Genomic DNA, 23,581 nt, shown 5'->3' with positions numbered 1-23,581 from the left:
CAGCTGCTTCTATGAGGTTCAATTTACCGTCGGTCAGACATGGTTTGCCGTTGACCATTCCTCACTGTCGCAACGCCTTGAAAAGCCAGGAAAATCAAGGAGTTGATTGAAGATCCTCACTTGACTTCGAACGCCATCCCCGATACGCTGCGCGCCATGATTCGCTGGCTTCCCGCCCTCCTCCTGACTTGCTCGGCCGTGGCACACGCCGCGCCGGGAAACAGCGGCTTCAACGACATCGACGGCTTTCTGGCGGAGAAGGGCCTGATGTCCCGGATGGGCGATCAGATCCAGCAGGCCCGCGACACCGTGAGCGAACAGGCTTCCAGCCTGGTCATCAACGCACTGGCGTTCCTCGATATTCCCTACCGCTACGGCGGCAACAGCGCCGATACGGGTTTTGACTGCAGCGGCTTCGTGCGCGCGGTCTACGAACAGTCGCTGGGCAAGGTCTTGCCACGCCGCTCGGACGAGCAGGCCGCCGCCACCCAGACCATAGACCGCAGCGAACTCAAGCCAGGTGATCTGGTGTTCTTCAACACCATGCGCCGCGCGTTCAGCCATGTGGGCATCTACGTGGGCGAAGGCAAGTTCATCCATTCTCCGCGTGCCGGTGCCCAGGTGCGCATGGAAGACATGCGCATGAGCTACTGGAACTCCCGCTTCAACGGCGCCCGGCGTGTGCCATTGAACGACAAGGACAAAGCCCCCTGATCCCGCCTTGGCGTTGCGGCATTTGACGCAAGCGCCCCCCTGGCCCTATCGTTCAGGCCACGCGCCGACCACGACAGGAGACCGACATGCCCTTTCATGCCTTCGGCCGCCGGCTGGCCATCCGTGCCGCAGCGGCAGCCGTGCTGCTGAATGCCAGCTTCGTCTTGGCGCAGGGTCCGTCAGTGCCCCAATCCCGTCCCTGTCCTGCGGAGGTGCCAACGGGCTCATCCTGCTTCAGCGGTGAGGATGGCCTGGGTGGCTTTTATTGGATGGCACTGCCTCCCGGGTGGCGTGCCAGCACGGGCGTACTGGTCATGCATGCGCACGGAGGGCCGGCCGACACGGGTCCGGCCAGACCAGAACGCAGCGAAGAGGACCTCCAACGCTGGGCGGTAACCGTCAAGGCCGGGTACGCCTGGGCGGGCGCCACCTACCGGCGCGGCGGCTACGGCGTGAGCATGGCGGCGGAAGACACCGAGCGCCTGCGCCGCCTGTTCGTCAGACAGTTCGGGCCACCGCGGCGAACGCTGCTGCATGGACAGAGCTATGGCGCAGGCGTGGCATCCAAAGCCGCCGAACTCTATGCGACGGTCGATGGCCCCCATGGCCCCGTCAAAGGTCCCTACGACGGTGTCCTGCTCACCAGCGGCGTGCTGGGAGGCGGCACCAAGGCCTATGACTTCCGTCTGGATCTGCGTGTGGTCTACCAATACGTCTGCAAGAACCACCCGCGCGCCGACGAACCGCAGTACCCCTTGTGGCAGGGCCTGCCGATGGGCACCCGCCTCAACCGGGCAGAACTCGCCGCCCGCGTGGACGAGTGCACCGGCGTGCGCAAGCCGGCAGCTCAGCGCACCGAACAGCAGAAAGCCAACTTGGCTACGCTGGTGAAGGTGATCCAGATTCCCGAACGCTCGCTGATTCCTCACCTCAATTGGGCCACCTGGTTGTTCCGCGACCTGACCCAGTTGCGCCTGGGCGGGCGCAACCCGTTCGACAACACGCGCGCGGTGTACAAAGGTTCCGCGGACGATGCGGCACTCAACGCAGGCGTCCTGCGCTACGCGGCCGACCCCGCCGCGGTGGCGGAATTGGCGCAGGACAGCGCGCCACAAGGCCGAGTGAACATGCCGATCATCACCTTGCATGCCGTGCACGATCCCACAGCGTTCGTCGAGCTGGAGTCTGCCTACCGCGACGAGTTGGAGCGCGCGGGCAATGGCCACTGGCTGGTACAGAACTTCAGCGACGAATCCGAACACAGCTACCTGGCCGACGCCCAATACCCCGCACTGTTCACGGCATTGCTGGACTGGATAGACCACCGCCAGAAACCCACGCCGCAGAAAGTCGCGGCGCTCTGCAAGGGCTATGAGGCGACGTATGGCGGCTCGTGCAAGCTGTTGCCCGACTACAGGCCTCCACCGCTGGCCAGCCGCGTCGCTCCACGCTGAAACCGAAGGCATGAAAAAGCCGCCGCCCTTGCGGGCTGGCGGCTTTTCTGCCTGTGGCGCAGCCTGGTTAGCGGCGCTGCGGCGGCACGTCGGTGCAGGAGCCGTGCGCCACCTCGGCAGCCATGCCGATGCTCTCGCCCAGCGTCGGATGGGGATGGATGGTCTTGCCGATATCCACGGCATCGGCCCCCATCTCAATGGCCAGCGCGATCTCCCCGATCATGTCGCCTGCATGCGTGCCCACCATGCCACCGCCCAGAATGCGGCCATGGCCGTGCGCCTCAGGCGAGTCATCGAACAGCAGCTTGGTCACGCCTTCGTCCCGGCCGTTGGCGATGGCACGGCCCGAGGCGCTCCAGGGGAACAAGCCCTTCTTGACCTTGATGCCCTGCGCCTTGGCCTGGTCTTCGGTCAACCCGACCCAGGCGACCTCGGGATCGGTATAGGCCACGCTCGGAATCACGCGCGCGTTGAAGGCGGCGGATGCCAACGCCTTGTTGTCCTGGAGCTCGCCAGCGATCACCTCCGCCGCCACATGCGCCTCGTGCACCGCCTTGTGTGCCAGCATGGGCTGGCCCACGATGTCGCCGATGGCGAAGATGTGCGGCACGTTGGTGCGCATCTGGATGTCCACCTCGATGAACCCACGGTCGGTCACCGACACCCCCGCTTTGTCCGCACCAATCTTCTTGCCGTTGGGTGTACGCCCCACCGCTTGCAGGACCAGGTCATAGGTCTGCGGCTCGGGCGCCTTGCCCCCCTCTTCGGCCGGCGCAAAGCTCACCTGGATACCTTCGGGCGTGGCCTTCGCCGCCACCGTCTTGGTTTTCAGCATGATGTTGTCGAAGCGGCGGGCGTTCATCTTCTGCCAGATCTTCACCAGGTCGCGGTCGGCGCCCTGCATCAGACCATCGAGCATTTCCACCACGTCCAGGCGAGCACCCAGCGTGCTGTAGACCGTGCCCATTTCAAGGCCGATGATGCCGCCGCCGAGGATCAGCATGCGCTTGGGGACTTCCTTGAGCGCCAGGGCGCCGGTGCTGTCCACCACACGGGGATCGTCCGGCATGAAGGGCAGGCGAACCGCCTGCGAGCCGGCGGCGATGATGGCCTTGCGGAAGCCCACCACCTGCTTCTTGCCCGTGCGCTCCTGGCCGGTGCCGCCGGTCTCCTCCACCTCCAGGTGGTTGGGGCCAACGAAGCTGCCGTAGCCGCGCAGCACAGTGACTTTGCGCATCTTGGCCATGGCCGCCAGGCCGCCGGTGAGCTTGCCAATCACCTTTTCCTTGTGAGCGCGCAGCTTGTCGATGTGGACCACGGGTTGGCCAAAGTCCACGCCCAGGTCGGCCATGTGGCTGACCTCGTCCATCACGGCGGCAACGTGCAGCAAGGCCTTGGAAGGGATGCAGCCGACGTTGAGGCACACCCCGCCCAGCGTGGCGTAGCGTTCGACGAGCACCACCTTGAGGCCCAGGTCGGCCGCGCGGAAAGCGGCGCTGTAGCCGCCCGGACCACCACCGAGCACGAGCACGTCGCAGTCGAGGTCGGCTGGGCCGCCGTAGTTCGCCGCCGCCGGCGCCGGACTTGCGGCGGGACCGGCCTTGACCTGCGCGGGCGCAGGTGCTGCCGGGGCGGCTGCCGGTGCTGCAGCGGTGGCGCCTTGCGCCGCGTCGAGGGACAGGATCACCGAACCCTCGCTCACCTTGTCGCCGATCTTGACCTTGATGTCCTTGACCACACCCGCGTGCGACGAAGGGATCTCCATCGACGCCTTGTCGCTCTCGACCGTGATCAGGCTCTGCTCGGCCTTGACCGTGTCGCCCGGCTTGACCAACAACTCGATGATGGCGACCTCCGAGAAGTCGCCGATGTCGGGCACCTTGATATCCACAATGGCCATGTCTGCTTCTCCCTTACAGCAGCACGCGACGGAAGTCGGCGAGGATCTGCCCCAGGTAGGCGTTGAAGCGCGCAGCCGCGGCACCGTCGATCACGCGGTGATCCCAGGTCAGCGACAGCGGCAGCATCAGGCGCGGCTGGAAGGCCTTGCCGTCCCACACAGGCTCCATCTGGCTCTTGCAGACACCGAGGATGGCCACCTCAGGGGCGTTGATGATGGGCGTGAAGTAGCGCCCACCGATACCACCCAGGCTGGAGATGGTGAAAGTCGCGCCACTCATGTCGGCCGGCCCGAGCTTGCCTTCCCGCGCCTTGGCCGCGAGTTCGGACATCTCCTTGCTGATGGCCAGCACCCCCTTCTTGTCCGCGTCCTTGATGACCGGCACCACCAGGCCATTGGGCGTATCGGCGGCAAAACCGATGTGCCAGTACTGCTTGTAGACCAGCGCGTCACCGTCCAGGCTGCTGTTGAATTCGGGAAATTTCTTGAGCGCGGCCACGCAGGCCTTGATCAGGAAAGCCAGCATGGTGACCTTGACGCCGCTCTTCTCGTTCTCCTTGTTGGTCGCCACGCGGAAGGCTTCCAGCTCGGTGATGTCGGCATCATCGTGGTTGGTGACGGCCGGGATCATGACCGCGTTGCGCAGCAGGTTGGCACCGCTGATCTTCTTGATGCGCCCCAGCTCCTTGCGTTCGATGGGGCCGAACTTGGCGAAATCCACCTTGGGCCAGGGAATGAGGCCCAGGCCCGCGCCATCGCCCCCACCCGCAGGGGCCTTGGCGGCCTGTGCTTTGGTCTGCACGGCGCCAGCCATGACCGCCTTGGTGAAGCCTTGCACATCCTCCTGCGTGATGCGCCCCTTGACGCCACTGCCCTTGACCTCTTCCAGCGGCACGCCGAGCTCGCGGGCGAACTTGCGCACCGAGGGCGAGGCATGCGGGAGGCCCATGGGGGCATTGGGCGTTGGTCGCTCGGTGCTGAGCGCTGCCGGGGCGGGCGCAGCGGCAGGCGCCGGCGCCGCGGTCGCCGGGACCGGTGTTGGTGAAGCGGTCGCCGGTGCGGCGGCGGCTGGCGCGGCTCCCGTACCTTCGAGGACTGCCAGCAGGTCTCCGATGTTGACCTTGTCACCCACCTTGACCTTGAGTTCCTTGAGCACGCCAGCGGCGGAAGACGGAATCTCCATCGACGCCTTGTCGGACTCCACGGTGATCAGGCTCTGTTCCTGCTTGATCGAATCACCGGGCTTGACCAGCACCTCGATGACGGCCACATCCTTGAAGTCGCCGATGTCGGGCACCCGGACCTCGACCGGGCCGGCCGCAGGCGCAACCGTGGCGGCAGGTACCGGGGTGGAGGCAGGTGCCGCCGCGGGGGGCGCGGAAACAGGTGCAGACGCAGGCGCGGGCGCGGCTGCCGCAGCCTCGGCGGCATCGAGCACCACCAGCACCGAGCCTTCCTTCACCTTGTCGCCCAGGGCCACCTTGAGTTCCTTGATCACCCCGCCATGGGACGACGGAATCTCCATGGAAGCCTTGTCCGATTCCACGGTGATCAGGGACTGCTCGGCCTTGACCGCGTCGCCCACCTTCACCAGCAGTTCGATGACCGCCACCTCGTCGAAATCCCCAATGTCCGGGACCTTCACTTCGATCAATGCCATGTTCTTGTCTCCGGGTTATGCGTAGAGAGGATTCACCTTCTCGGTCTGGATGCCGTACTTCTTGATCGCCTCGGCCACCTTGGCCACCGGCACGGTGCCCTCCTCGCTCAGGGCCTTGAGCGCGGCGACCACGATGTAGTGCCGGTTCACCTCGAAGTGCTCGCGCAGCTTGCTGCGGAAGTCGCTGCGGCCAAAGCCGTCGGTGCCCAGCACCTTGTAGCCACGCCCCTTGGGTATGAAGGGACGGATCTGCTCGGCGTAGTTCTTCATGTAGTCGGTGGAAGCCACCACCGGGCCGGTGGTGGCACCGAGTTGCTGCGCAACGAAAGACACGCGCGGGGTCTCGGTCGGGTGCAACAGGTTCCAGCGGTCCACGTCCTGGCCATCGCGCGCCAGTTCGTTGAAGCTCGGGCAGCTCCACACGCTTGCACTCACGCCCCACTCCTTCTCCAGCAATTCCTGCGCGGCAATGCTCTCGCGCAGGATGGTGCCACTGCCCAGCAGTTGCACCGTCGGCACCGACCTGCCCTTGATCGCAGGCGCCTGCCTGCAGCAGTACATGCCCTTGATGATCTGCTCTTCCGTGCCCGGCTGGAGGCCCGGCATGGCGTAGTTCTCGTTGAGCAGCGTCAGGTAGTAGAAAACGTTCTCCTGGCGTTCCACCATGCGCTTGAGGCCGTGGTGCAGGATCACCGCCACTTCATGCGCGAAGGTCGGGTCGTAGCTGATGCAGTTCGGAATGGTGCCGGCCAGGATGTGGCTGTGCCCGTCCTCGTGCTGCAGACCTTCGCCGTTGAGCGTGGTGCGCCCGGAGGTGCCGCCCAAAAGGAAGCCGCGCGCCTGCATGTCACCCGCGGCCCAGGCCAGATCACCAATGCGCTGGAAACCGAACATCGAGTAGTACACGTAGAACGGCACCATGATGCGGTTGTTCGTCGAGTACGACGTCGCCGCCGCGATCCAGGAACTCATGCCGCCGGCCTCGTTGATGCCTTCCTGGAGGATCTGCCCGGCCTTGTCTTCCTTGTAGTACATCACCTGGTCCTTGTCGACCGGGGTGTAGAGCTGGCCCTTGGGGTTATAGATACCGATCTGGCGGAACAGGCCTTCCATGCCAAAGGTACGGGCCTCGTCCACTAGGATGGGCACCACGCGCGGCCCCAGCGCCTGGTCACGCAGCAACTGCGTCAGAAAGCGCACGTAGGCCTGGGTGGTGGAAATCTCGCGGCCTTCTGCGGTCGGCTCCAGCACCGCCTTGAAGGTCTCCAGCGCCGGCACGGTGAAGCTTTCGTCAGCCTTCGCGCGGCGGTGCGGCAGGTAGCCACCCAGCGCCTTGCGTCGCTCATGCAGGTACTTCATCTCCGGCGTGTCGTCGGCCGGCTTGTAGTACGGGATCTTGGGCAGCTCGCTGTCGGGAATCGGGATGTTGAAGCGGTCGCGGATATAGCGGATGTCCTCGTCCGACAGCTTCTTGGTCTGGTGCACGGTGTTCTTGCCTTCGCCGGCCTTGCCCATGCCATAACCCTTGACCGTCTTGACCAGCAGCACCGTGGGCTGGCCCTTGTGTTCGTTGGCCGCGTGGAAGGCGGCATAGACCTTGGCCGGCTCGTGGCCACCGCGGCGCAACTCGAACACCTCCTCGTCGGTCATATGCTCGACCAGCTTGAGCGTCTCGGGATAGCGGCCGAAGAAGTTCTTGCGCACGAAAGCGCCGTCGTTGGCCTTCATGGCCTGGTAGTCGCCGTCCAGCGTCTCCATCATGAGCTGTCGCAGCTTGCCCGTCTTGTCTCGGGCCAGCAGGGTATCCCAACCATTGCCCCAGAGCAGCTTGATGACGTTCCAGCCGCTGCCGCGGAACTCGCTCTCCAGTTCCTGGACGATCTTGCCGTTGCCGCGCACCGGACCGTCCAGACGCTGCAGGTTGCAGTTGATCACAAACACCAGGTTGTCCAGGTTCTCACGTGCCGCCAGGCCAATGGCGCCCAGCGATTCGGGTTCGTCCATCTCGCCGTCGCCGCAGAACACCCAGACCTTGCGGTTCTCGGTATTGGCGATGCCACGCGCATGCAGGTACTTGAGGAAACGGGCCTGGTAGATCGCCATCAGCGGCCCCAGGCCCATGGACACGGTGGGGAATTGCCAGAACTCCGGCATCAGCTTGGGATGCGGGTAACTGGAGAGACCCTTGCCGTCCACTTCCTGGCGGAAGCTGTCCAGTTGCTCTTCGGTCAGGCGGCCCTCCAGGAAAGCCCGTGCGTAGATGCCAGGCGAACTGTGGCCCTGGATGTACAACAGGTCGCCGCCATGGTTCTCGCTCTCGGCGTGCCAGAAATGGTTGAAGCCGGCGCCGAACATGCTGGCCACCGAGGCGAAGGAACCGATGTGCCCCCCCAGGTCCCCGCCGTCGGCGGGGTTCAGGCGGTTGGCGCGCACCACCATGGCCATGGCGTTCCAGCGCATGTAGGCACGCAGGCGCTTCTCGATGGCGATGTTGCCGGGGCAATGCGCCTCCTGCTCCGGTTCGATGGTGTTCACGTAGCCGGTGTTGGCGGAGAACGGCATGTCGATGCTGCTCTGGCGGGCCTGCTCCAGCAGTTGCTCCAGCAGGAAATGGGCCCGTTCCGGCCCCTCCTTCTCGATCACGGCGGCCAGGGCCTCCATCCATTCACGGGTTTCCTGGGCGTCCACGTCCTCGGCGTTGAGGCCGTTGCGAGCGTCATTGGCTGACATGCTTGTCTCCTTGGGTTGCGATCGAGCTTACGGAGGTCTCTCCGCAGTGTCACGGATTTTTCCACAGATCGTTTTTCATTTCAATATGTGCCTAACAATTTCTCATAATGAAATTTCAACCGGATGCCAGAGGGAGTTTCCAGGCTCTCACGTAGACTTGCACGCTTCATGATCCCCTTGCCCAAACCCTCCAGCGCCGAACGCCCGTTCCCGCAGGCCGTGTGGTGGAAACGCTGGTGGCGGCGCCTGCCGCCCTCCCGCCAAGACCGCTTTGCGACGCTGGGGCCTTTGCTGGCGGTATTGCTGTTCCTCTCGGCCATCGTGGTGGCCATCACCTACCTGCGGTACGAAGAGCTCGAACGCGAGCAAGAGGCCGTCACGCGCGACGTGGAGTACGCCCAGCAACGCCTGCGCCTGCGCCTGCTGGAGCGGCAAGAGCAGCTCATGCGCCTGGCGCGAGAGATCGGCAACAAGGAGATCGAGAACGAGGAATTCGAGTTCCAGGCCGAGTCACTGGTCAGTCAGTTTCCGGAATTGCTCGCCATCAGTTGGGTGGACAGCCGCCGCAACGTGCTGGCCAGCTACGCCTCGCCGAGCGCCCCTTCGATGCTGACGCGGCCGGTGGGCAGCGTGCTGGCGGCGGGCGAGACGGACGGCACCTTCGAACTGGCGCGGGACCTGCGCCAGCCGGTCTACTCCCGCCCGCTGGGCGAAGACGCGCGCAATGCCACGCTGATGCTGCACGTGCCCCTGAGCGAACAGGGCCGCTTCTCCGGCACCATCATGGGCGAGTACGCCATCGACGGCCTGATGCGCTTTGGCATCCCGCCGGAAATCATGGCGCGGTATGCGGTCGCGCTGGTGGACGATCGCGACCGCGTGCTCGCGGGCAGCCTGCAGACACCGGAATCGGTGCTGCGGCTGCTGCCGTGGTCCAACCCGCCGCTGGAGCATGCGGTACCGGTGTCGCCCGTGGGCAACGGCCTGATCCTCAAAGCACAGGGCTACCGCACCTCACAGGACATCGTGGGCAGCGGTTTCTTCTGGGTGATCGGTGCGCTCAGCGTGCTCACCGTCTGGATGTTGCTGGGCACCTGGCGCCATACCCGGCGGCGCGTGCAGGCCCAGCAGGCCCTGATGGCGGAGACCAACTTCCGCCGCGCGATGGAAAACTCCATGCTCACCGGCATGCGCGCACTGGACATGCAGGGCCGCATCACCTACGTCAACCCGGCCTTCTGTTCCATGACCGGCTGGACCGAAGGTGAGCTGGTGGGCCGCACGGCACCCTTTCCCTACTGGCCGGAAGAAGACCACGACCAACTCGCTGCCAGACTGGAGGACGAGCTGCGAGGGCGCTCCACGCCGGGAGGTTTCGAGGTGCGCGTGCGCCGGCGCAACGGCAGCATCTTCGACGCACGCATGTACGTCTCGCCACTGATCGACCCGAGGGGCCACCAGACCGGCTGGATGACCTCGATGACCGACATCACCGAGCCCAAGCGCATCCGGGAAGAGCTTTCCGCCTCGTACGAACGCTTTACCACCGTGCTGGAAAGCCTGGACTCGGCGGTGTCGGTGGCGCCGCTGGGCAGCGACGAGATGCTGTTCGCCAACAAGATGTACCGGCTCTGGTTCGGCACGCGCGGCCAGGGCCACCGGCACCTGGTGGACCTCGCGGGCAACCAGCCGTCCCCCAGCCCGGACGATGGCGATGCGGTGGACGCGTTCGCCGGCATGCCGACGGAAACACTGACCGACGCCGGGGCGGAGAACGCGGAGGTCTTCGTGGAGGAGCTGGACCGATGGCTCGAGGTCCGCACCCGCTACCTGACCTGGGTGGATGGCCGCCTGGCGCAGATGGTGATCGCCAGCGACATCACGCCGCGCCGCTTCGCCGAGGAACAGGCGTCCCGCCAGGCCGAACGCGCGCAGACGGCCAGCCGCCTGATCACCATGGGCGAGATGGCCTCCAGCGTGGCGCATGAACTCAATCAGCCGCTCACCGCCATCGCCAACTACTGCAATGGCATGATCTCCCGCCTGCAGGAGCAGCGCATCAGTCCGGACGAGTTGCTGGGCGCGCTGGAAAAGACGTCCCGCCAGGCCCAGCGCGCGGGCCAGATCATCCAGCGCATCCGCGCCTTCGTGAAACGCAGCGAACCCAACCCGACGCTGTCGGACGTGGGCCAGATGGTCAACAACGCCATCGAACTGGCCGACATCGAGCTGCGCCGCCAGCAGGTGCGGCTTTCACCTTACGTCGCGGCGCGCCTGCCCCATTTGATGGTGGACCCCATCCTGATCGAGCAGGTGCTCATCAACCTGCTCAAGAACGCTGGAGAGGCCATCGTGCAGGCTGCGCGGGCGCCGGGCGAACGGTATGTGGAACTGCGCGTGGGCCCGCGCCACCTCGATGGCCAGGAGGTGGTCGAGTTCTCGGTGCGCGACTCGGGCAATGGCGTACCCGACGAGCTCATTGAACGCATCTACGAAGCGTTCTACAGCACCAAGAGCGAGGGCATGGGTATCGGCCTCAAACTGTGCCGCAGCATCGTCGAATCGCACCATGGGAGGATGCAGGTTCAGAACATCTACAATGGTGAAGAGGTGGTGGGCTGCTGCTTCAGCTTCTGGATCCCCGTGGTGTCCCGGCTCCAAGGCCAGGGTGCCGCAAGCGGGCCTGCCGCCAAGCCTCTGACGGACACAGAAAGAGCGAGATGAGTTTGATCCCCAAAAAAGGCAGCGTCTACGTGGTCGATGACGACGAAGCCGTTCGCGACTCTCTGCAATGGCTGCTCGAAGGCAAGGACTACCGGGTCCGCTGCTTCGAATCGGCCGAGGCCTTTCTCAGTCGCTACGACGCCCGCGAAGTGGCCTGCCTGATCGCCGACATCCGCATGGGCGGCATGAGTGGCATGGAACTCCAGGAGCGGCTGATCGAACGCCAGTCGCCTCTGCCCATCGTGTTCATCACCGGGCACGGCGATGTGCCCATGGCGGTGGAGTCGATGAAGAAAGGTGCCCTGGATTTCATCCAGAAGCCCTTCAAGGAAGACCAGTTGCTGGCCCTGGTCGAGCGCATGCTCGAACATGCCCGCGAAGCCTTCGCCACCCACCAGCAGGCCGTCAGCCGCGACGCCCTGCTTTCCAAGCTCACCAGCCGGGAGGCCCAGGTGCTCGAACGCATCGTTGCCGGCCGGCTGAACAAGCAGATCGCCGACGATCTGGGCATCAGCATCAAGACGGTTGAAGCCCACCGCGCCAACATCATGGAGAAGTTGGGCGCCAACACCGTGGCCGACCTGCTCAAGATCGCCCTCGGCCAGACACCCGCCAAGGCCTGAGCGCCCGACCGCCACCTCAACGACGCCCGCCCTCGCGGGCGTTTCCTTTTTTCCGCAAGCCCCGAGCACCATCCCATGACCGCCCAACTGATTGATGGCAATGCCCTCGCCAAGAAAATCCGCGCCGAAGTCGCCGGCCGCACCCAGGCTCTGCGCGCACGGGGCATCGTGCCCGCGCTCTCCATCATCCTGGTGGGCGAGGACCCGGCCAGCCAGGTCTACACCCGGCACAAGGTCAACGACAGCACCGAGACCGGCTTGCAAGCCACGCTGGAGCGCTACCCGGACAGCATGACCGAGGCCGAGTTGCTCGCCCGCATCGACACCCTCAACGAGGACCCTGCCGTGCACGGCATCCTGGTCCAGTTGCCCCTGCCCCGTCACATGAATGCGCACAAGGTGATCGAGACCATCTCGCCGTCCAAGGATGTCGATGGTTTTCACGTGGCCAGCGCGGGCGCGCTCATGGTGGGACAACCCGGCTTCTGGCCCTGCACCCCGTACGGCTGCATGAAGATGCTGGAAGACATCGGCTACGACCTCAAGGGCAGGCATGCGGTGGTGATCGGGCGCAGCAACATCGTGGGCAAACCCATGGCACTGATGCTGCTGCAGAAGAACGCCACGGTGACCATCTGCCACAGCGCCACGCAAGACCTCAAGTCCTTGACGCTGCAGGCCGACGTGATCGTGGCCGCAGTGGGCAAGCGCAATGTGCTCACGGCCGACATGGTCAAGCCCGGTGCCGTGGTGATCGACGTGGGCATGAACCGCAATGACGAGGGCAAGCTCTGCGGCGACGTCGACTTCGACGCCGTGAAGAACGTGGCCGGCTGGATCACCCCGGTACCCGGGGGTGTGGGCCCGATGACGCGCGCGATGCTGCTGGTGAACACGCTGCATGCGGCAGAGGCGTTGAGCGTTGAGCGTTGAGCGTTGAGCGTTGCCCCCCTCGCCGTACGCTCAACCCGCCCCCCTCAACCCGCGCTGCGCTGCGCTTTTTCCTGTTCGGCCTTGCCGCGCACCAGGGTCTTGGCTTCGGCCCAGTCTTCGGGCGTGAGCTTGCCGAGTTCGGCGAAGGTGCTGGGCGCGGCCAGGTGGTGACCGCCGTCGATGGCGATGTTTGCGCCGGTGATGTAGTCGCAGGCGTCGGACTGCAGGAAGGTCAGCAGGTTGCAGAGTTCAGGCATGCGGCCGTAGCGGCCCAGCGGAACCTGCTCGGCAGATGCGGCGCCCACGTTGGCCTTGGGAATGGGAGCCAGCTTTTCCCAGGCGCTCTCGGTGGGAAATGGGCCGGGCGCCACCGCGTTGACGCGGATGTTGTGGCGCCCCCATTCGACGGCGAGTGACATGGTCATGGCGTGCACCGCCGTCTTCGCCATGGTGGAGGGCAGCACGTAGGCCGATCCGGTCCAGACCCAGGTGACCAGCATGCTCACCACGGAGCCCGGCAGGCCTTGCGCGATCCAGCGCCGGCCGCAGGCCAGGGTGGCGAACAAGGCGCCGTCCATGACGGTGGAGCGCACCGCGGCGAAGCCGCGCGGGCTGATGTCCACGGACGGGGAAATGAAGTTGGCCGCCGCGTTGTTGACGAGGCCGGTGAGCGGGCCGTCTTGCCAGAACCGCTCTACCATGGCTTCGATCTGATCGGCATCGCGCACGTCGCAGATGGCGGACTCCACACGGCCGCCATGGGCGGCGCTTTGCATCAGCTCCGCCACGGCAGCGTCCAGCACGGCCTGGCGACGGCCACAGATGTAAACGGTTGCGCCCTGGGAGACGAAGGCGCGCGCGAGCTCCTTGCCCAGTCCCGTGCCGCCGCCGGTGATGAGGATGCGTTTGCCAGCGAGTACGTCTTCTCGGAATGGGGTCTGCTTGCCAATGGGGGACATGGAAAACCTCGTGAAGGGGGTGGAGTGCGTCTGCGGCATTGTGCCGGCAGTGTCAGGCGTTGTTTTTGCGGTAGTCGGCCACCAGTTGGCGACCGATGATGTGCTTCATCACCTCGATCGATCCGCCCGCGATCTTGACGATACGGGCGTCGGCATAGGCTCGTGCGATCGGGTATTCCCACATGTAGCCCCAGCCGCCAAAGAGCTGGAGGCATTCGTCGACCACCTTGCAGTGCAGGTTGCTCAGCCACATCTTGGCCATGGCGGCGTCGACCGCATCCAGCTCGCCTTTCATGAACAGCTCGATGCACTTGTCGGTGAACTGGCGGCCCACCACCGCTTCGGTCTTGAGCTCGGCCAGCTTGAACTGGGTGTTCTGGAAGTCGGCGATGGTCTGATTGAACGCCTTGCGTTCTGCGGTGTAGGCCACGGTGTAGTCGATCACCGTTTCGCTCACGGTGGCGGACCGGATCGCCTGCGCCAGGCGTTCCTGGGACAGCTTGGTCATCATGAGCTGAAAGCCTTCGCCCTCGCCCCCCAGCATGGCGGAGGCGGGAACACGAACTTCGTCGAAGAACAGTTCCGACGTGTCCTGTCCCTTCATGCCCAGTTTCTCCAGGTTCTTGCCGCGGCGGAAGCCCGGCAGGCTGGTGTCCACGAGGAACAGGGTCACGCCCTTGGCACCGGCGTTGGAGTCGGTCTTGGTGGCCAGCACGATCACGTCGCACAACTGGCCGTTGGAGATGAAGACCTTCTGGCCGGAGATCACGAAGTCGTCGCCATCGCGCACCGCGCGGGTCCGGATGGCCTTGAGGTCGGACCCCGCGTGCGGTTCGGTCATGCCCAGCGAGCCAATGGCTTCTCCACGCACCATCTTGGGCAGCCAGTGGCTCTTCTGCGCCTCGGTGCCGAAGGACTTGATGTAGGTGGCCACCAGGTCGCAATGGATCAGGAAGCCCGGTCCGGTGAAGCCGGAACGGGCCATCTCCTCGAACACCACCACATCAAAAAGGTAGTCCAGCCCCAGCCCGCCGTATTCCTCCGGGATGGTGCAGCAGAGCATGCCAGCGGCTCCGGCCTTGAGCCAGAGTTCGCGCGGCACGACGCCGTCGGCTTCCCATTGGGCGTGGTAGGGGGCGATCTCTTTGTCGATGAAGCGGCGTACCGTGTCACGGAAGGCCTCGTGCTCCTCGTTGAACAGGTCTCTCTTGATCATGTCGGGCCTCGCGTGGTGGGTTCGGGTTCAGTAGGACTTGGGCAAGTCCAGCACCTTCTCGGCGATGAACGAGAGGATGAGCTGCTCGGTGATGGGCGCAATGCGCGTGATGGTCACCTCGCGCAGCAGCCGCTCGACGTGGTATTCCTTGGCGTAGCCGAAGCCGCCATGGGTCATGACCGCCTGCAGGCAGGCATCGTGTCCTGCGCGCGCGCCCAGGAACTTCGCGGTGTTGGCTTCGGCGCCACAGGGTTGGTGGCTGTCGTAGAGCCAGGCCCCTTTCATGGTCATGGCCCAGGCGGCTTCCAGCGACATCCAGCGCTCGGCCAGCGGGTGCTGGATGCCCTGGTTCATGCCGATCGGCCGGTCAAAGACGATGCGTTCGCGCGCATACTGCGTGGCGCGCCGCAGCGCATCCTGCCCGATGGCGATGGCCTCGGCGGCAATCAGGAGGCGCTCCGGGTTCAGGCTGTGCAGGATGTAGCTGAAGCCCTTGCCCTCCTCGCCGATGCGGTCGGCCTCGGGAATGAACAGGCCGTCGATGAAGATGGCGTTGGAATCCACCGACTTGCGACCCATCTTCGGGATCTTGCGGACCTCGATCTTGCTGCGGTCCAGATCGGTGTAGAAGATGGTGATGCCGTCGGTGGGCTTCTTGCAGTCTTCCAGGCGGGTGGTCCGCGTGAGCAGCATGATCTTGTTGGCCACCTGGGCGGTGGAGGTCCATACCTTCTGGCCGCGCACCAGGTAACCGCCCGGCACCTTTTCGGCGAAGGTCTTGATGGCCGTGGTGTTCAGGCCGGCATCCGGTTCGGTAAAACCGAAACAGCATTGGTCCTCGCCCGCGATGAGGCGCGGCAGCCAGCGCTGACGCTGTTCATCGGTTCCGAACACCACGATGGGGTGCGGACCGAACAGATTGATGTGCACGGTGGAAGTGGCAGACATGCCGCCGCCATGGCTGGCCACCTCGTGCATCATGATCACCGCCTCGGTCACTCCCAGGCCGGCACCGCCATACTCCACCGGCATGGTGATGCCCAGCCAGCCCGCGTCCGCCATCGCACGGTGGAAGTCACGCGGAAACTCGCCGTCCTCGTCGCGCGCAAGCCAGTACTCGTCGCCAAAGCGGCGCGCGACGGCGCCAACGCCCTCGCGTATGGCCCGGTGATCCTCGCTGATCGAAAAGTCCATCCGGCTGTCTCCTGCTGTTCGGTATGAGGTCTGGTCAGGCGGGCAGGCCCAGGGTCCTGCGCGCCTGCTTGAGGTGCGGCATGTCCAGCATCGCGCCGTCGAGGCTCAGCGTGCCGGCATCCGGGTTCAGGGCAAAGGCCTCGACCACGCGGCGCGCATGCGCCAGTTCGGCCTCGCTCGGGGTGAATGCGTCGTTGATGGTGGCCACCTGGTCCGGATGAATGGCGATGCGGCCGCCAAAGCCGCGTCGGCGTGCTTGGCGGCAGGTGGCCGCCAAGCCCTCGGAGTCGCGAAAGTTGGCGTGCAGCGTGTCAATGGCCACCGCACCCGAACTGGCCGCCACGCACAGGCACAAGGATTGCGCCCAGACGTAGAGCGGCGAGAACTGGCCGTCGTCATCGCGGTTGCTCACCGCGCCAATCGCGGCAGAAAGGTCCTCGGCGCCCCAGGTGACGGCCACCACGCGCGGCTGCGGCGTGCTGAACGTGTTCATGTTCAGCATGGCCTGCGGTGTCTCGGTGATGACCGGCATCACACCCACGCTTGCGGGCGCCATGCCGGCGCGCACCTCGAGCGCTTCAAGCATGTGGTGCAGACGCAGCAGGTCCTGGGCCGAGGTCGGCTTGGGCAGCACCAGGCCATCGAGCCCCGGTTGCACCACGGCGGCCAGGTCTTCGAGCGCGAGGCCGGAATCCAGCGGATTGATGCGCACGAAACGGCGCGGGCCCTCGCCGTGCGCGCTGGCCTGCCGGCCCAGCCAGTCGCTGGCCATGCGGCGCGCTTGGGGCTTGTTGCTCCAGGCCACCGCATCCTCCAGGTCGAGAATGAGCGCATCGGCGCCGCTGTCCACGCCCTTGGCCAATTTGCGTTCGCTGTCGGCCGGCACGAACAGGAAGGAGCGCAGCGGCATCACGCCTCCCGCCGCAGCATGAGCGCCTGGCGCTTGCAGCGCGCCACTTCCTCGCCGCGCTGGTTGAGACCTTGATGCAAAAAGGTCACGATGCCCGCGTTGGGGCGTGACTTGCTCTCCCGTGTTTCAAGCACCGTGGTGCGCGAACGCAGCGTGTCACCCGCAAACACCGGCTTGGGAAAGGTCACATCGGTCATGCCCAGGTTGGCCACCGTGGTGCCCAGGGTCGTGTCCTGCACCGAAAGGCCAATGACCAGGCCGAGCGTGAAGATGCTGTTGACCAGCGGCTGGCCGAACTCCGTGCCCTTGCAGTACTCGGCGTCGATGTGGATGGCCGCCGGGTTGTACGTGGCGTTGCAGAACCACATGTTGTCCGCCTCGGTCACCGTGCGCCGGATCTCGTGATCGAACACCTGCCCGATCTGGAAGTCTCCAAACCACAACCCTGCCATGTCTCTGTCTTTCGTTTCGTTAGTGTTCGTACCTGTATCGTACACCTGCGTACTTTACCACACGAGTACAATTAGCATGTTGGTAGAAACCATGATCGGAGACACGCATGACCACGCCCCGGAACCGCCAGGTACTGCTCGCACGCCGCCCCGCAGGGGTCCCGCAGGCCGATGACTTCGAGCTCACCAGCACTCCGGCGGTGGAGCCGGGGCCCGGCCAGGTGCGGGTGCGCAACGCCTACCTGTCGGTGGAGCCCGCCATGCGAGGCTGGGTCAGCGCCGTGGCCAACTACTCGCAGCCCGTGCCCATCGGCGGTGTGATGCGTTCGTTCGCGGCCGGCTGGATCGACCGCTCCAACGTGCCTGACCTGCCCGTCGGCACGCGGGTGACAGGGTCCTTCGGCTGGCAGGACTACGCCGTGGTGGAGCCTGCCGCCATCGAGCAGGTGGTGGCCGACGAGGGCCTGCCCCTGCAGGCGTACCTGGGTGTGCTGGGCATCAACGGCGTGACCGCGCACTACGGGTTGCTGGAACTGGGTCGTCCGCGCGCTGGCGACACCGTGGTGGTCTCCACCGCTGCGGGGGCCGTAGGCTCCTGCGCCGGGCAGATCGCGCGCTTGCACGGTTGCCGCACCGTGGGCATTGCGGGTGGTGAGCACAAGACGCGGCTGTGCAAGGACACCTTCGGCTTCGATGTCGCCATCGACTACAAGGCGCCCGACTTCAACGAGCAACTGGCGCAGGCTTGTGCCGGCGGCGTGAACGTGTACTTCGACAACACCGCGGGACCGATCAGCGACGCGGTCATGGGCCATCTCGCCATCGGCGCGCGGGTGGTGGTCTGCGGGACGGCCGCGCTGTCCAGCTGGAGCCCCTGGCCCCAGGGTCCACGGGTCGAGCGCCATCTGCTGGTCAAACGCGCCAGCATGGCCGGCTTCGTGATCTTCGACCATCCGCAACACCAGCCGGTGGCGCGGCGCGACCTCGTGCAGTGGATACGCGCGGGTGACCTGGTGTACCTGGAGGACGTGCTCGATGGCCTGGAGCAGGCGCCGGACGCCATCGCCGGTCTGTACCGGGGCGAGAACCTGGGCAAACGGCTGATCCGCATCGCCGAGCTGCCCTGACGCGCTACCCGGCGCGCTACCCTACTTGCGGTGCATGCCGGGCAATGTGAGGAAGGTGTCGCTGGCGCTTTCAGGCAACAGAGGGCCTCGCTTGAACACCCCACTGGCGCGCACCACGGGCTCGCCATCGGCGGTGATCAGGCCTTGGGAGAAGATGAGGTTGCGCGTGACCTTGAGCACATCGGCCCGGCCCTCGATCCAACTGCCCAGCGGCGCGCCTGCAAGGAAATCCAGGTCCAGGCTGATGGTCGGCAGGAACTGGCGCGGGATGTCGGTCTGGTACTGCGCCGCGGTGGAGATGAAGATGTCCGCGAACAGACCCAGCATCCCTCCATGGCACTGGTTGCCGGGGTTGGTGTGGCGCTCCTCGACGCGAAAGCCCAGCACCAGGCGCTGGTCGGTCGTCCAGCGTGCGAAGAGCGGTCCGTTGTGGATGGCGAACCGGCCGCCCACGGGGGCTGGATGGAAACCTTCGGGTGGTGTGTGCATTTTCAGAGCTTACCCCGCATGCCCGACCAGGCCTCGGACAGCGCGGCACGGTGCTCAGGCGCGGCGATCTCGATCAACGCCTGCGCGCGGCGATCCACGTCGAGGTCCCGCACATCGGCCACGCCGTGTTCGGTGACGACGATGTCGGCCATGTGGCGCGGCAGCGTGCACAGGGCCGAATCGCTCAGGCTGGGCACGATGCGCGAGACCGAGCCGCCGCGTGCGCTCGCGGCCAGGCAGATCAGCAGACGCCCGCCGCGCGAAGCCCTCGCGCCCAGCGCGAAGGCAGGCAGGCCACCAGGGCCAGCCTGGATGCCCTGGGCCATGCGCTCTGCATTCACCTGGCCGAAAAGATCCACCTCCACCGCGCTGTTGATGGCCATGAAGCGAGGGATGGCGGCCAGCGTGGACAGGTCGTGGGTGCGGTCCACCGAGGTCAGCCGCAGGGGGCTCAGCCGCGCAGCGAACTCGCGCAAGCCGGCATCGCCGAGCACCACGCCGGTGGTCACCACGGAGGGCTCGTGCATCGCGCCGGCTTCCCAGAGTTTCTGCACCCCGCCACTGATGAGTCCGCCATGAAAGCGCAGGCGGCGGTGGCCGACGAGGGCATCGGCCAGGGCCAGGGGCACCGATCCAATGCCGAACTGCAAGGTGTCGCCGTCGTCCACCAGGCCGGCCACGTGCGCGCCTATGCGCCGTTCCACCTCTCCCGCGGTGGGCTCCTTGAAGTCGAGCAAGGGTTCTGGCGAAATCACCTGGGCGTCGAGTTCAGACACGTGCACACGGAAACTGCTCTGCAGGCTCGGCATCAGCGGATTGAGGTGGGCCACGCGGCGACGCGCGCGCGGCCACACGAGCGGCAGGAAGTCGGCGGCCATGCCCGGGGAGCACCAGCCGTCGGCGTCGGGCAGGCTCAGGTGCGCGATGGCGAGGTCCATGGGCTCACCCGTCTGCAGGTGACGAGCCAGCGCCACGTAGTCCATGGACACCAGCTCGGCGCGACCTTCTCGCAGGCCGGTGCGCAGGCCTGGCGTCATGAAGGCGGACCACTGGCGCGCCCGCGGATGCAGGGCGAGCGGGTCGAAGCTGTCGATGCCGGGAAACTGCACGCCGCAGAAGGTCACGCCGGCCGCGCGCTCCGGGTCTTGCGTGAGCTCACGCACCAGCAGTGCAGACTCGTTGGACATGCCGGGCTGGAACACCCGCATACCGGGCCGCAACCCATCGGTGAGGTGTAACGCGCTCATTGCAGGGGCTGGCCGCGCACCAGGGCCTGGCCGTCGATCAAGGCGGTACCCGCCTGGTTGCGGGCCTGCAGGCGGTAGCGCGCCGTGCCGTCCTTGCGCACTTCTTCCCGATCGGCCCGCAGGGTGATGGTGTCCCCGAGGCTGGCGGCGGCGGTGAAGCGGGTCTGCAGGTGCGCCAGCGCTCCTGGGCCCCAGCGCGTGGTGAACAGGCGCCCGGCGAAAGCCATGCTGAGCATGCCGTGCACCACCGGACGCTCAAAGCCCGCCGCGCGCGCCACCTCGGCATCCAGATGCAGGGGGTTGTGGTCGCCCGAGGCGGCGGCGAACAGCGCCAGGTCGACCGCCGACACCGGCCCGCACCGCAGCTCCAGCGTTTCGGGGAATGTGGTTTCACTCATGGGTGGGTTGCGGGTTGCGCACCAGGATGGACTGGCGGCTGCTGGCCACGGCGCGTTCGCCGACATGGTAGTCGGTGTCCACCAGTACGAAGGTCAGCGCCCCACCCTTCTTGTCCTGAATGTCGCTGATGCGGCGGCGGATGCGCACGCGCTGGCCCACGTACAGCGCGGCGAAGTAGTCGAAGCTCTGCTCGGCGTGCAGCACACGCCGCACCGGCACCTGCAGGTGCTGCAGGATGGCGGCGCTGCTGAAGTGCTCGCCTTCGAGCGCCTTGAGAAAGGTGGGGGGGACCGGGCAGCCGGGCAGGCCACGCTCGCGCGCCACGCCGGGCTCCCAGTACACGGCGTCGGTCTCGCCGATGGCCTGGCAGAACAGCTTCACGCGCCAGGCGTCCACCACCGCCTCGGTGGGTTCGGTGGTGAAGCCGATGTGGGCGCGGTCCACAACGCTCATGCGAAATCGCGTGCCAGACGCGGCCGCACCGCTTCCAGGTTTGCGCGGGCCCGCGTGTCCAGTGCGACCTGCGCCTGCTCGTCCCAGAACCAGGCCAGGGGCCCGCCGCTCCATCCGGGCGACACACCGGCCAGGCAGGCGGCCACGTCGTAGAACGCGGGCTCGCCAGCGCCAGAGCGGGCCACCCAGGCCAACGCCAGCGCGGCCTGCGCCGGCAGATCCTGGCCGGCCAATGCCCGCAGCTCGCTGGCCTGCCCTCCCGAAGGCCAGGGCAAGGCCCAGAGGCGCTGGGCCAGCGCGGCGAGCAGGCTGGCGGCCTCGCCGTCCCCCTGCCCCACGATCTCCATCACCCGTCCATACGGCCCGGCGGGCGCGAGCACCGCCACCGTTTCCTGCGCAGCCGCGTGCACCTCGTCACCCAGCACACGGGCCAGAACGTGGTGCGAACCGTTCAGCACCAGCGTATCGGCGGGCAGACTGGCGTCCTCGGCCACGTCCAGTTTCTTTACCCGGGCCAAGGCTTGCACCCAGGACTGCCGGCCGGCACCGAACGCGCCATGGCGCACGGACGTCAGCTGTGCACCCGGCGGCGGAGCCAGTTCGCGCTCTGCGCGCAAACGCTCCAGGAACAGGGTGCGCACCATGCGGCCAGCCACCGGGCTGAACATCAGGCGCAGGAACTCGTTCATCTCGGTGGCCGTGGCTTCGGCCAGCGGCTGTCGCGCCCCCTTGAGCACGCTGTCGATGATCGAGCTGTAGGCGGGATAACGGTCAAAGGTTTCGGCGTCAACGCCATGCTGGCGCGCCAGGGCGCGCGCGGTGTCTTCGCTGTACGCGGGGACGTCGGCCTGCCCGAGGTGTGCGAACTTGCGCGCGGGATCATGGGCCTGCCCCATCAGGGCACGCGCCCGGGCACGGGCAGCGTCGAGCAGCTTGTCGCCCGGCACGGCCTCGGCAAACAGGCCACTGGTGACCGCCTCCGCAGGCGCCATGGAGCGCCCGCTGAGCAACATCTCCAGACCACGCTCGAAGCCCAGCAGCCGCGGCATGCGCTGCGTACCACCGGCTCCGGGCAGCAGGCCCCAGCGGATTTCCGGCAGGCCGAGCTGGATGCGCGGGTCGTCGGCCACCAGGCGTTCACGGCAGGCCATGGCCAGTTCCAGCCCCCCACCCATGGCCAGCCCGTTGACCGCAGCGACCCAAGGCTTGGCACTGGCTTCCAGACGAACGAACTGGCGGCCCAGGCGACCGCAGCGTTCGAACATGGCCTCGTGCGTGGCGGAGCGCGCCTCCGCGCAGAAGCCCTTGACCATGACCAGGTCGGCACCGGCCAGAAAGCTCGCCTTGCCCGAGGTCAGCACCACGGCACGCACCGCCTCGTCGTCCTCGACGCGCGCCATCAGCGCGTCGAGCGCGTCCATGAGCTCGAACGAGAACACGTTCATGGTGCGGCCGGGCATGTCGATGGCGGCCAGCAGCACGCCATCCTCTTCCAGGTTGGTATGAATCATCGGTGCCCTATCAATCGTTCATGGCGTCGAGCGCCGCCCCGCGCGCCCCAGCCGCGAAGCGGCGCAGGAGGATACACCTCAACTTGCGTACTTCTTGAAGTCGGGCTTGCGGCGCTCGTTGAACGCGCGCACACCCTCCTTGGACTCTTCGGTCTGGTAGTAGTGCTTGACGGTCTGGATACCCTGGAAGCTGATGCCGCGGATGTGCTCGGTATCGGCCGCGAAGGAACGCTTGACGATGGTCAGCGCCGTCGGGCTCATCTCGTTGATTTCCTTGCACCATTGCGCCACTTCGGCATCGAGCTGGTCGTGCGGCACCACCTTGTTCACCAGCCCCATGGCCGCAGCCTCGTTGGCGCTGTACTTGCGGCACAGGAACCAGATTTCCCGCGCCTTCTTTTCGCCCACGATACGCGCCAGGTAGGCGGTTCCCCAGCCAGGATCGGCCGAGCCCACGCGGGGGCCCACCTGGCCGAAGGTGGCCTTCTCGCTGGCGATGGTCAGGTCGCAGATGGTGGCGAACACATTGCCGCCGCCAATGGCAAAGCCCTGTACCTTGGCAATGGACACCTTGCGCAGATCGCGCAGCGCGGTCTGCATCTCTTCGATGGGCATGCCCACCGTGCCGCGCGGGCCGTACAGGCCATCCTCGCTCAGGTGGACCTTCTGGTCGCCGCCGGTGCAGAAAGCCTTGTCACCGGCGCCGCTGAGCACCATCACGTTGGCGCTGCGCTCCTCGTCGGCGCGCCGCAGCGCGTCGATCAGTTCTTCCAGCGTCTGGTTGCGGAAGGCGTTGTAGACCTCCGGCCGGTTGATGGTGATGTGGACGACGCCATCGCGCACGTCATAGAGGATGTCCTTGTAGGTCTTGCTCATCGTCTGTTCT

At 66.1% G+C, this 23,581-nt stretch carries 20 protein-coding genes; 6 read left to right on the top strand and 14 right to left on the bottom strand.

Annotated elements, in window-relative coordinates; translation table 11 throughout:
* The first annotated feature begins 156 nt into the window (after positions 1 to 156).
* Positions 157 to 714 carry a C40 family peptidase gene (locus tag KIT53_RS00195; RefSeq protein ID WP_297746900.1) on the top strand — a complete coding sequence of 186 codons (558 nt, stop codon included), beginning with the start codon at positions 157 to 159 and terminating at the stop codon, positions 712 to 714.
* Between the two features lie 86 nt (positions 715 to 800).
* Positions 801 to 2,168, top strand: coding sequence for a hypothetical protein (locus tag KIT53_RS00190; RefSeq protein WP_297745758.1), 1,368 nt, complete (start codon positions 801 to 803; stop codon positions 2,166 to 2,168).
* A gap of 67 nt (positions 2,169 to 2,235) precedes the next feature.
* Here the strand turns inward: KIT53_RS00190 and lpdA are convergent, their stop codons facing one another.
* The 3 genes from lpdA to aceE are packed head-to-tail and all read right to left on the bottom strand — an operon-like array spanning position 2,236 to position 8,458.
* On the bottom strand, positions 2,236 to 4,068 hold the full coding sequence (gene lpdA, locus KIT53_RS00185) for a dihydrolipoyl dehydrogenase (RefSeq protein ID WP_297745755.1): 1,833 nt from the start codon (positions 4,066 to 4,068) through the stop codon (positions 2,236 to 2,238).
* A gap of 13 nt (positions 4,069 to 4,081) precedes the next feature.
* Positions 4,082 to 5,728, bottom strand: coding sequence for a dihydrolipoyllysine-residue acetyltransferase (gene aceF / locus KIT53_RS00180; protein WP_297745753.1), 1,647 nt, complete (start codon positions 5,726 to 5,728; stop codon positions 4,082 to 4,084).
* 15 nt (positions 5,729 to 5,743) lie between these two features.
* The gene (gene aceE / locus KIT53_RS00175) at positions 5,744 to 8,458 is read right to left on the bottom strand and encodes a pyruvate dehydrogenase (acetyl-transferring), homodimeric type (protein WP_297745750.1); all 2,715 of its coding nucleotides are present in this window, start codon (positions 8,456 to 8,458) and stop codon (positions 5,744 to 5,746) included.
* A 168-nt stretch (positions 8,459 to 8,626) separates the two neighbouring features.
* On the opposite strand from aceE, the gene KIT53_RS00170 reads away from it, so the two are divergent.
* From KIT53_RS00170 to folD, 3 genes are all read left to right on the top strand, one after another.
* Positions 8,627 to 11,182 carry a PAS domain-containing sensor histidine kinase gene (locus tag KIT53_RS00170; RefSeq protein ID WP_297745746.1) on the top strand — a complete coding sequence of 852 codons (2,556 nt, stop codon included), beginning with the start codon at positions 8,627 to 8,629 and terminating at the stop codon, positions 11,180 to 11,182.
* A complete protein-coding gene (locus KIT53_RS00165; RefSeq protein WP_297745743.1) occupies positions 11,179 to 11,805 on the top strand; it encodes a response regulator transcription factor in 627 nt (208 codons plus the stop codon). Before KIT53_RS00170 ends, KIT53_RS00165 begins: the two co-directional genes overlap by 4 nt.
* A 75-nt stretch (positions 11,806 to 11,880) precedes the next feature.
* Positions 11,881 to 12,738, top strand: coding sequence for a bifunctional methylenetetrahydrofolate dehydrogenase/methenyltetrahydrofolate cyclohydrolase FolD (gene folD / locus KIT53_RS00160; protein WP_297745740.1), 858 nt, complete (start codon positions 11,881 to 11,883; stop codon positions 12,736 to 12,738).
* 44 nt (positions 12,739 to 12,782) lie between these two features.
* Here the strand turns inward: folD and KIT53_RS00155 are convergent, their stop codons facing one another.
* The 5 genes from KIT53_RS00155 to KIT53_RS00135 are packed head-to-tail and all read right to left on the bottom strand — an operon-like array spanning position 12,783 to position 17,514.
* Positions 12,783 to 13,697, bottom strand: a complete 915-nt coding sequence (locus KIT53_RS00155) for an SDR family oxidoreductase (RefSeq protein WP_297745737.1) — start codon at positions 13,695 to 13,697, stop codon at positions 12,783 to 12,785.
* 52 nt (positions 13,698 to 13,749) lie between these two features.
* A complete protein-coding gene (locus KIT53_RS00150) occupies positions 13,750 to 14,913 on the bottom strand; it encodes an acyl-CoA dehydrogenase family protein (RefSeq protein WP_297745733.1) in 1,164 nt (387 codons plus the stop codon).
* A 27-nt stretch (positions 14,914 to 14,940) separates the two neighbouring features.
* Positions 14,941 to 16,107 (bottom strand): acyl-CoA dehydrogenase family protein, encoded by a 1,167-nt coding sequence (locus tag KIT53_RS00145; RefSeq protein WP_297745730.1) that lies wholly within the window; start codon positions 16,105 to 16,107, stop codon positions 14,941 to 14,943.
* A 34-nt stretch (positions 16,108 to 16,141) separates the two neighbouring features.
* Positions 16,142 to 17,017, bottom strand: a complete 876-nt coding sequence (locus tag KIT53_RS00140) for a CoA ester lyase (RefSeq protein ID WP_297745728.1) — start codon at positions 17,015 to 17,017, stop codon at positions 16,142 to 16,144.
* Positions 17,017 to 17,514 (bottom strand): MaoC family dehydratase, encoded by a 498-nt coding sequence (locus KIT53_RS00135; RefSeq protein ID WP_366521877.1) that lies wholly within the window; start codon positions 17,512 to 17,514, stop codon positions 17,017 to 17,019. The genes KIT53_RS00140 and KIT53_RS00135 overlap by 1 nt, the downstream gene beginning before the upstream one ends.
* Positions 17,515 to 17,576: 62 nt before the next feature.
* Here KIT53_RS00135 and KIT53_RS00130 point away from each other — a divergent pair, with 62 nt between their 5' ends.
* Positions 17,577 to 18,596 carry an NADP-dependent oxidoreductase gene (locus tag KIT53_RS00130; RefSeq protein WP_297745721.1) on the top strand — a complete coding sequence of 340 codons (1,020 nt, stop codon included), beginning with the start codon at positions 17,577 to 17,579 and terminating at the stop codon, positions 18,594 to 18,596.
* Positions 18,597 to 18,617: 21 nt separating this feature from the next.
* On the opposite strand, the gene KIT53_RS00125 is transcribed toward KIT53_RS00130, so the two are convergent.
* From KIT53_RS00125 to KIT53_RS00100, 6 genes are all read right to left on the bottom strand, one after another.
* Positions 18,618 to 19,085, bottom strand: a complete 468-nt coding sequence (locus KIT53_RS00125; protein WP_297745719.1) for a PaaI family thioesterase — start codon at positions 19,083 to 19,085, stop codon at positions 18,618 to 18,620.
* A 2-nt stretch (positions 19,086 to 19,087) separates the two neighbouring features.
* The gene (locus KIT53_RS00120) at positions 19,088 to 20,332 is read right to left on the bottom strand and encodes an acetyl-CoA hydrolase/transferase C-terminal domain-containing protein (RefSeq protein ID WP_297745718.1); all 1,245 of its coding nucleotides are present in this window, start codon (positions 20,330 to 20,332) and stop codon (positions 19,088 to 19,090) included.
* Positions 20,329 to 20,730 (bottom strand): MaoC/PaaZ C-terminal domain-containing protein, encoded by a 402-nt coding sequence (locus KIT53_RS00115; protein WP_297745715.1) that lies wholly within the window; start codon positions 20,728 to 20,730, stop codon positions 20,329 to 20,331. Before KIT53_RS00115 ends, KIT53_RS00120 begins: the two co-directional genes overlap by 4 nt.
* Positions 20,723 to 21,184: a MaoC family dehydratase N-terminal domain-containing protein gene (locus KIT53_RS00110; protein ID WP_297745713.1), complete on the bottom strand. Its 462-nt coding sequence runs from the start codon at positions 21,182 to 21,184 to the stop codon at positions 20,723 to 20,725. The genes KIT53_RS00115 and KIT53_RS00110 overlap by 8 nt, the downstream gene beginning before the upstream one ends.
* Complete coding sequence (locus tag KIT53_RS00105; protein ID WP_297745711.1) at positions 21,181 to 22,695, bottom strand: enoyl-CoA hydratase-related protein; 1,515 nt, start codon at positions 22,693 to 22,695, stop codon at positions 21,181 to 21,183. The genes KIT53_RS00110 and KIT53_RS00105 overlap by 4 nt, the downstream gene beginning before the upstream one ends.
* A gap of 78 nt (positions 22,696 to 22,773) precedes the next feature.
* Positions 22,774 to 23,571 carry an enoyl-CoA hydratase-related protein gene (locus KIT53_RS00100; protein WP_297745709.1) on the bottom strand — a complete coding sequence of 266 codons (798 nt, stop codon included), beginning with the start codon at positions 23,569 to 23,571 and terminating at the stop codon, positions 22,774 to 22,776.
* Between the last annotated feature and the right edge of the window lie 10 nt (positions 23,572 to 23,581).

The sequence above is a fragment of the Hydrogenophaga sp. genome (assembly GCF_026125785.1).
Classification (GTDB): domain Bacteria; phylum Pseudomonadota; class Gammaproteobacteria; order Burkholderiales; family Burkholderiaceae_C; genus Hydrogenophaga.
This window is presented reverse-complemented; position numbering and strand designations above follow the sequence as displayed.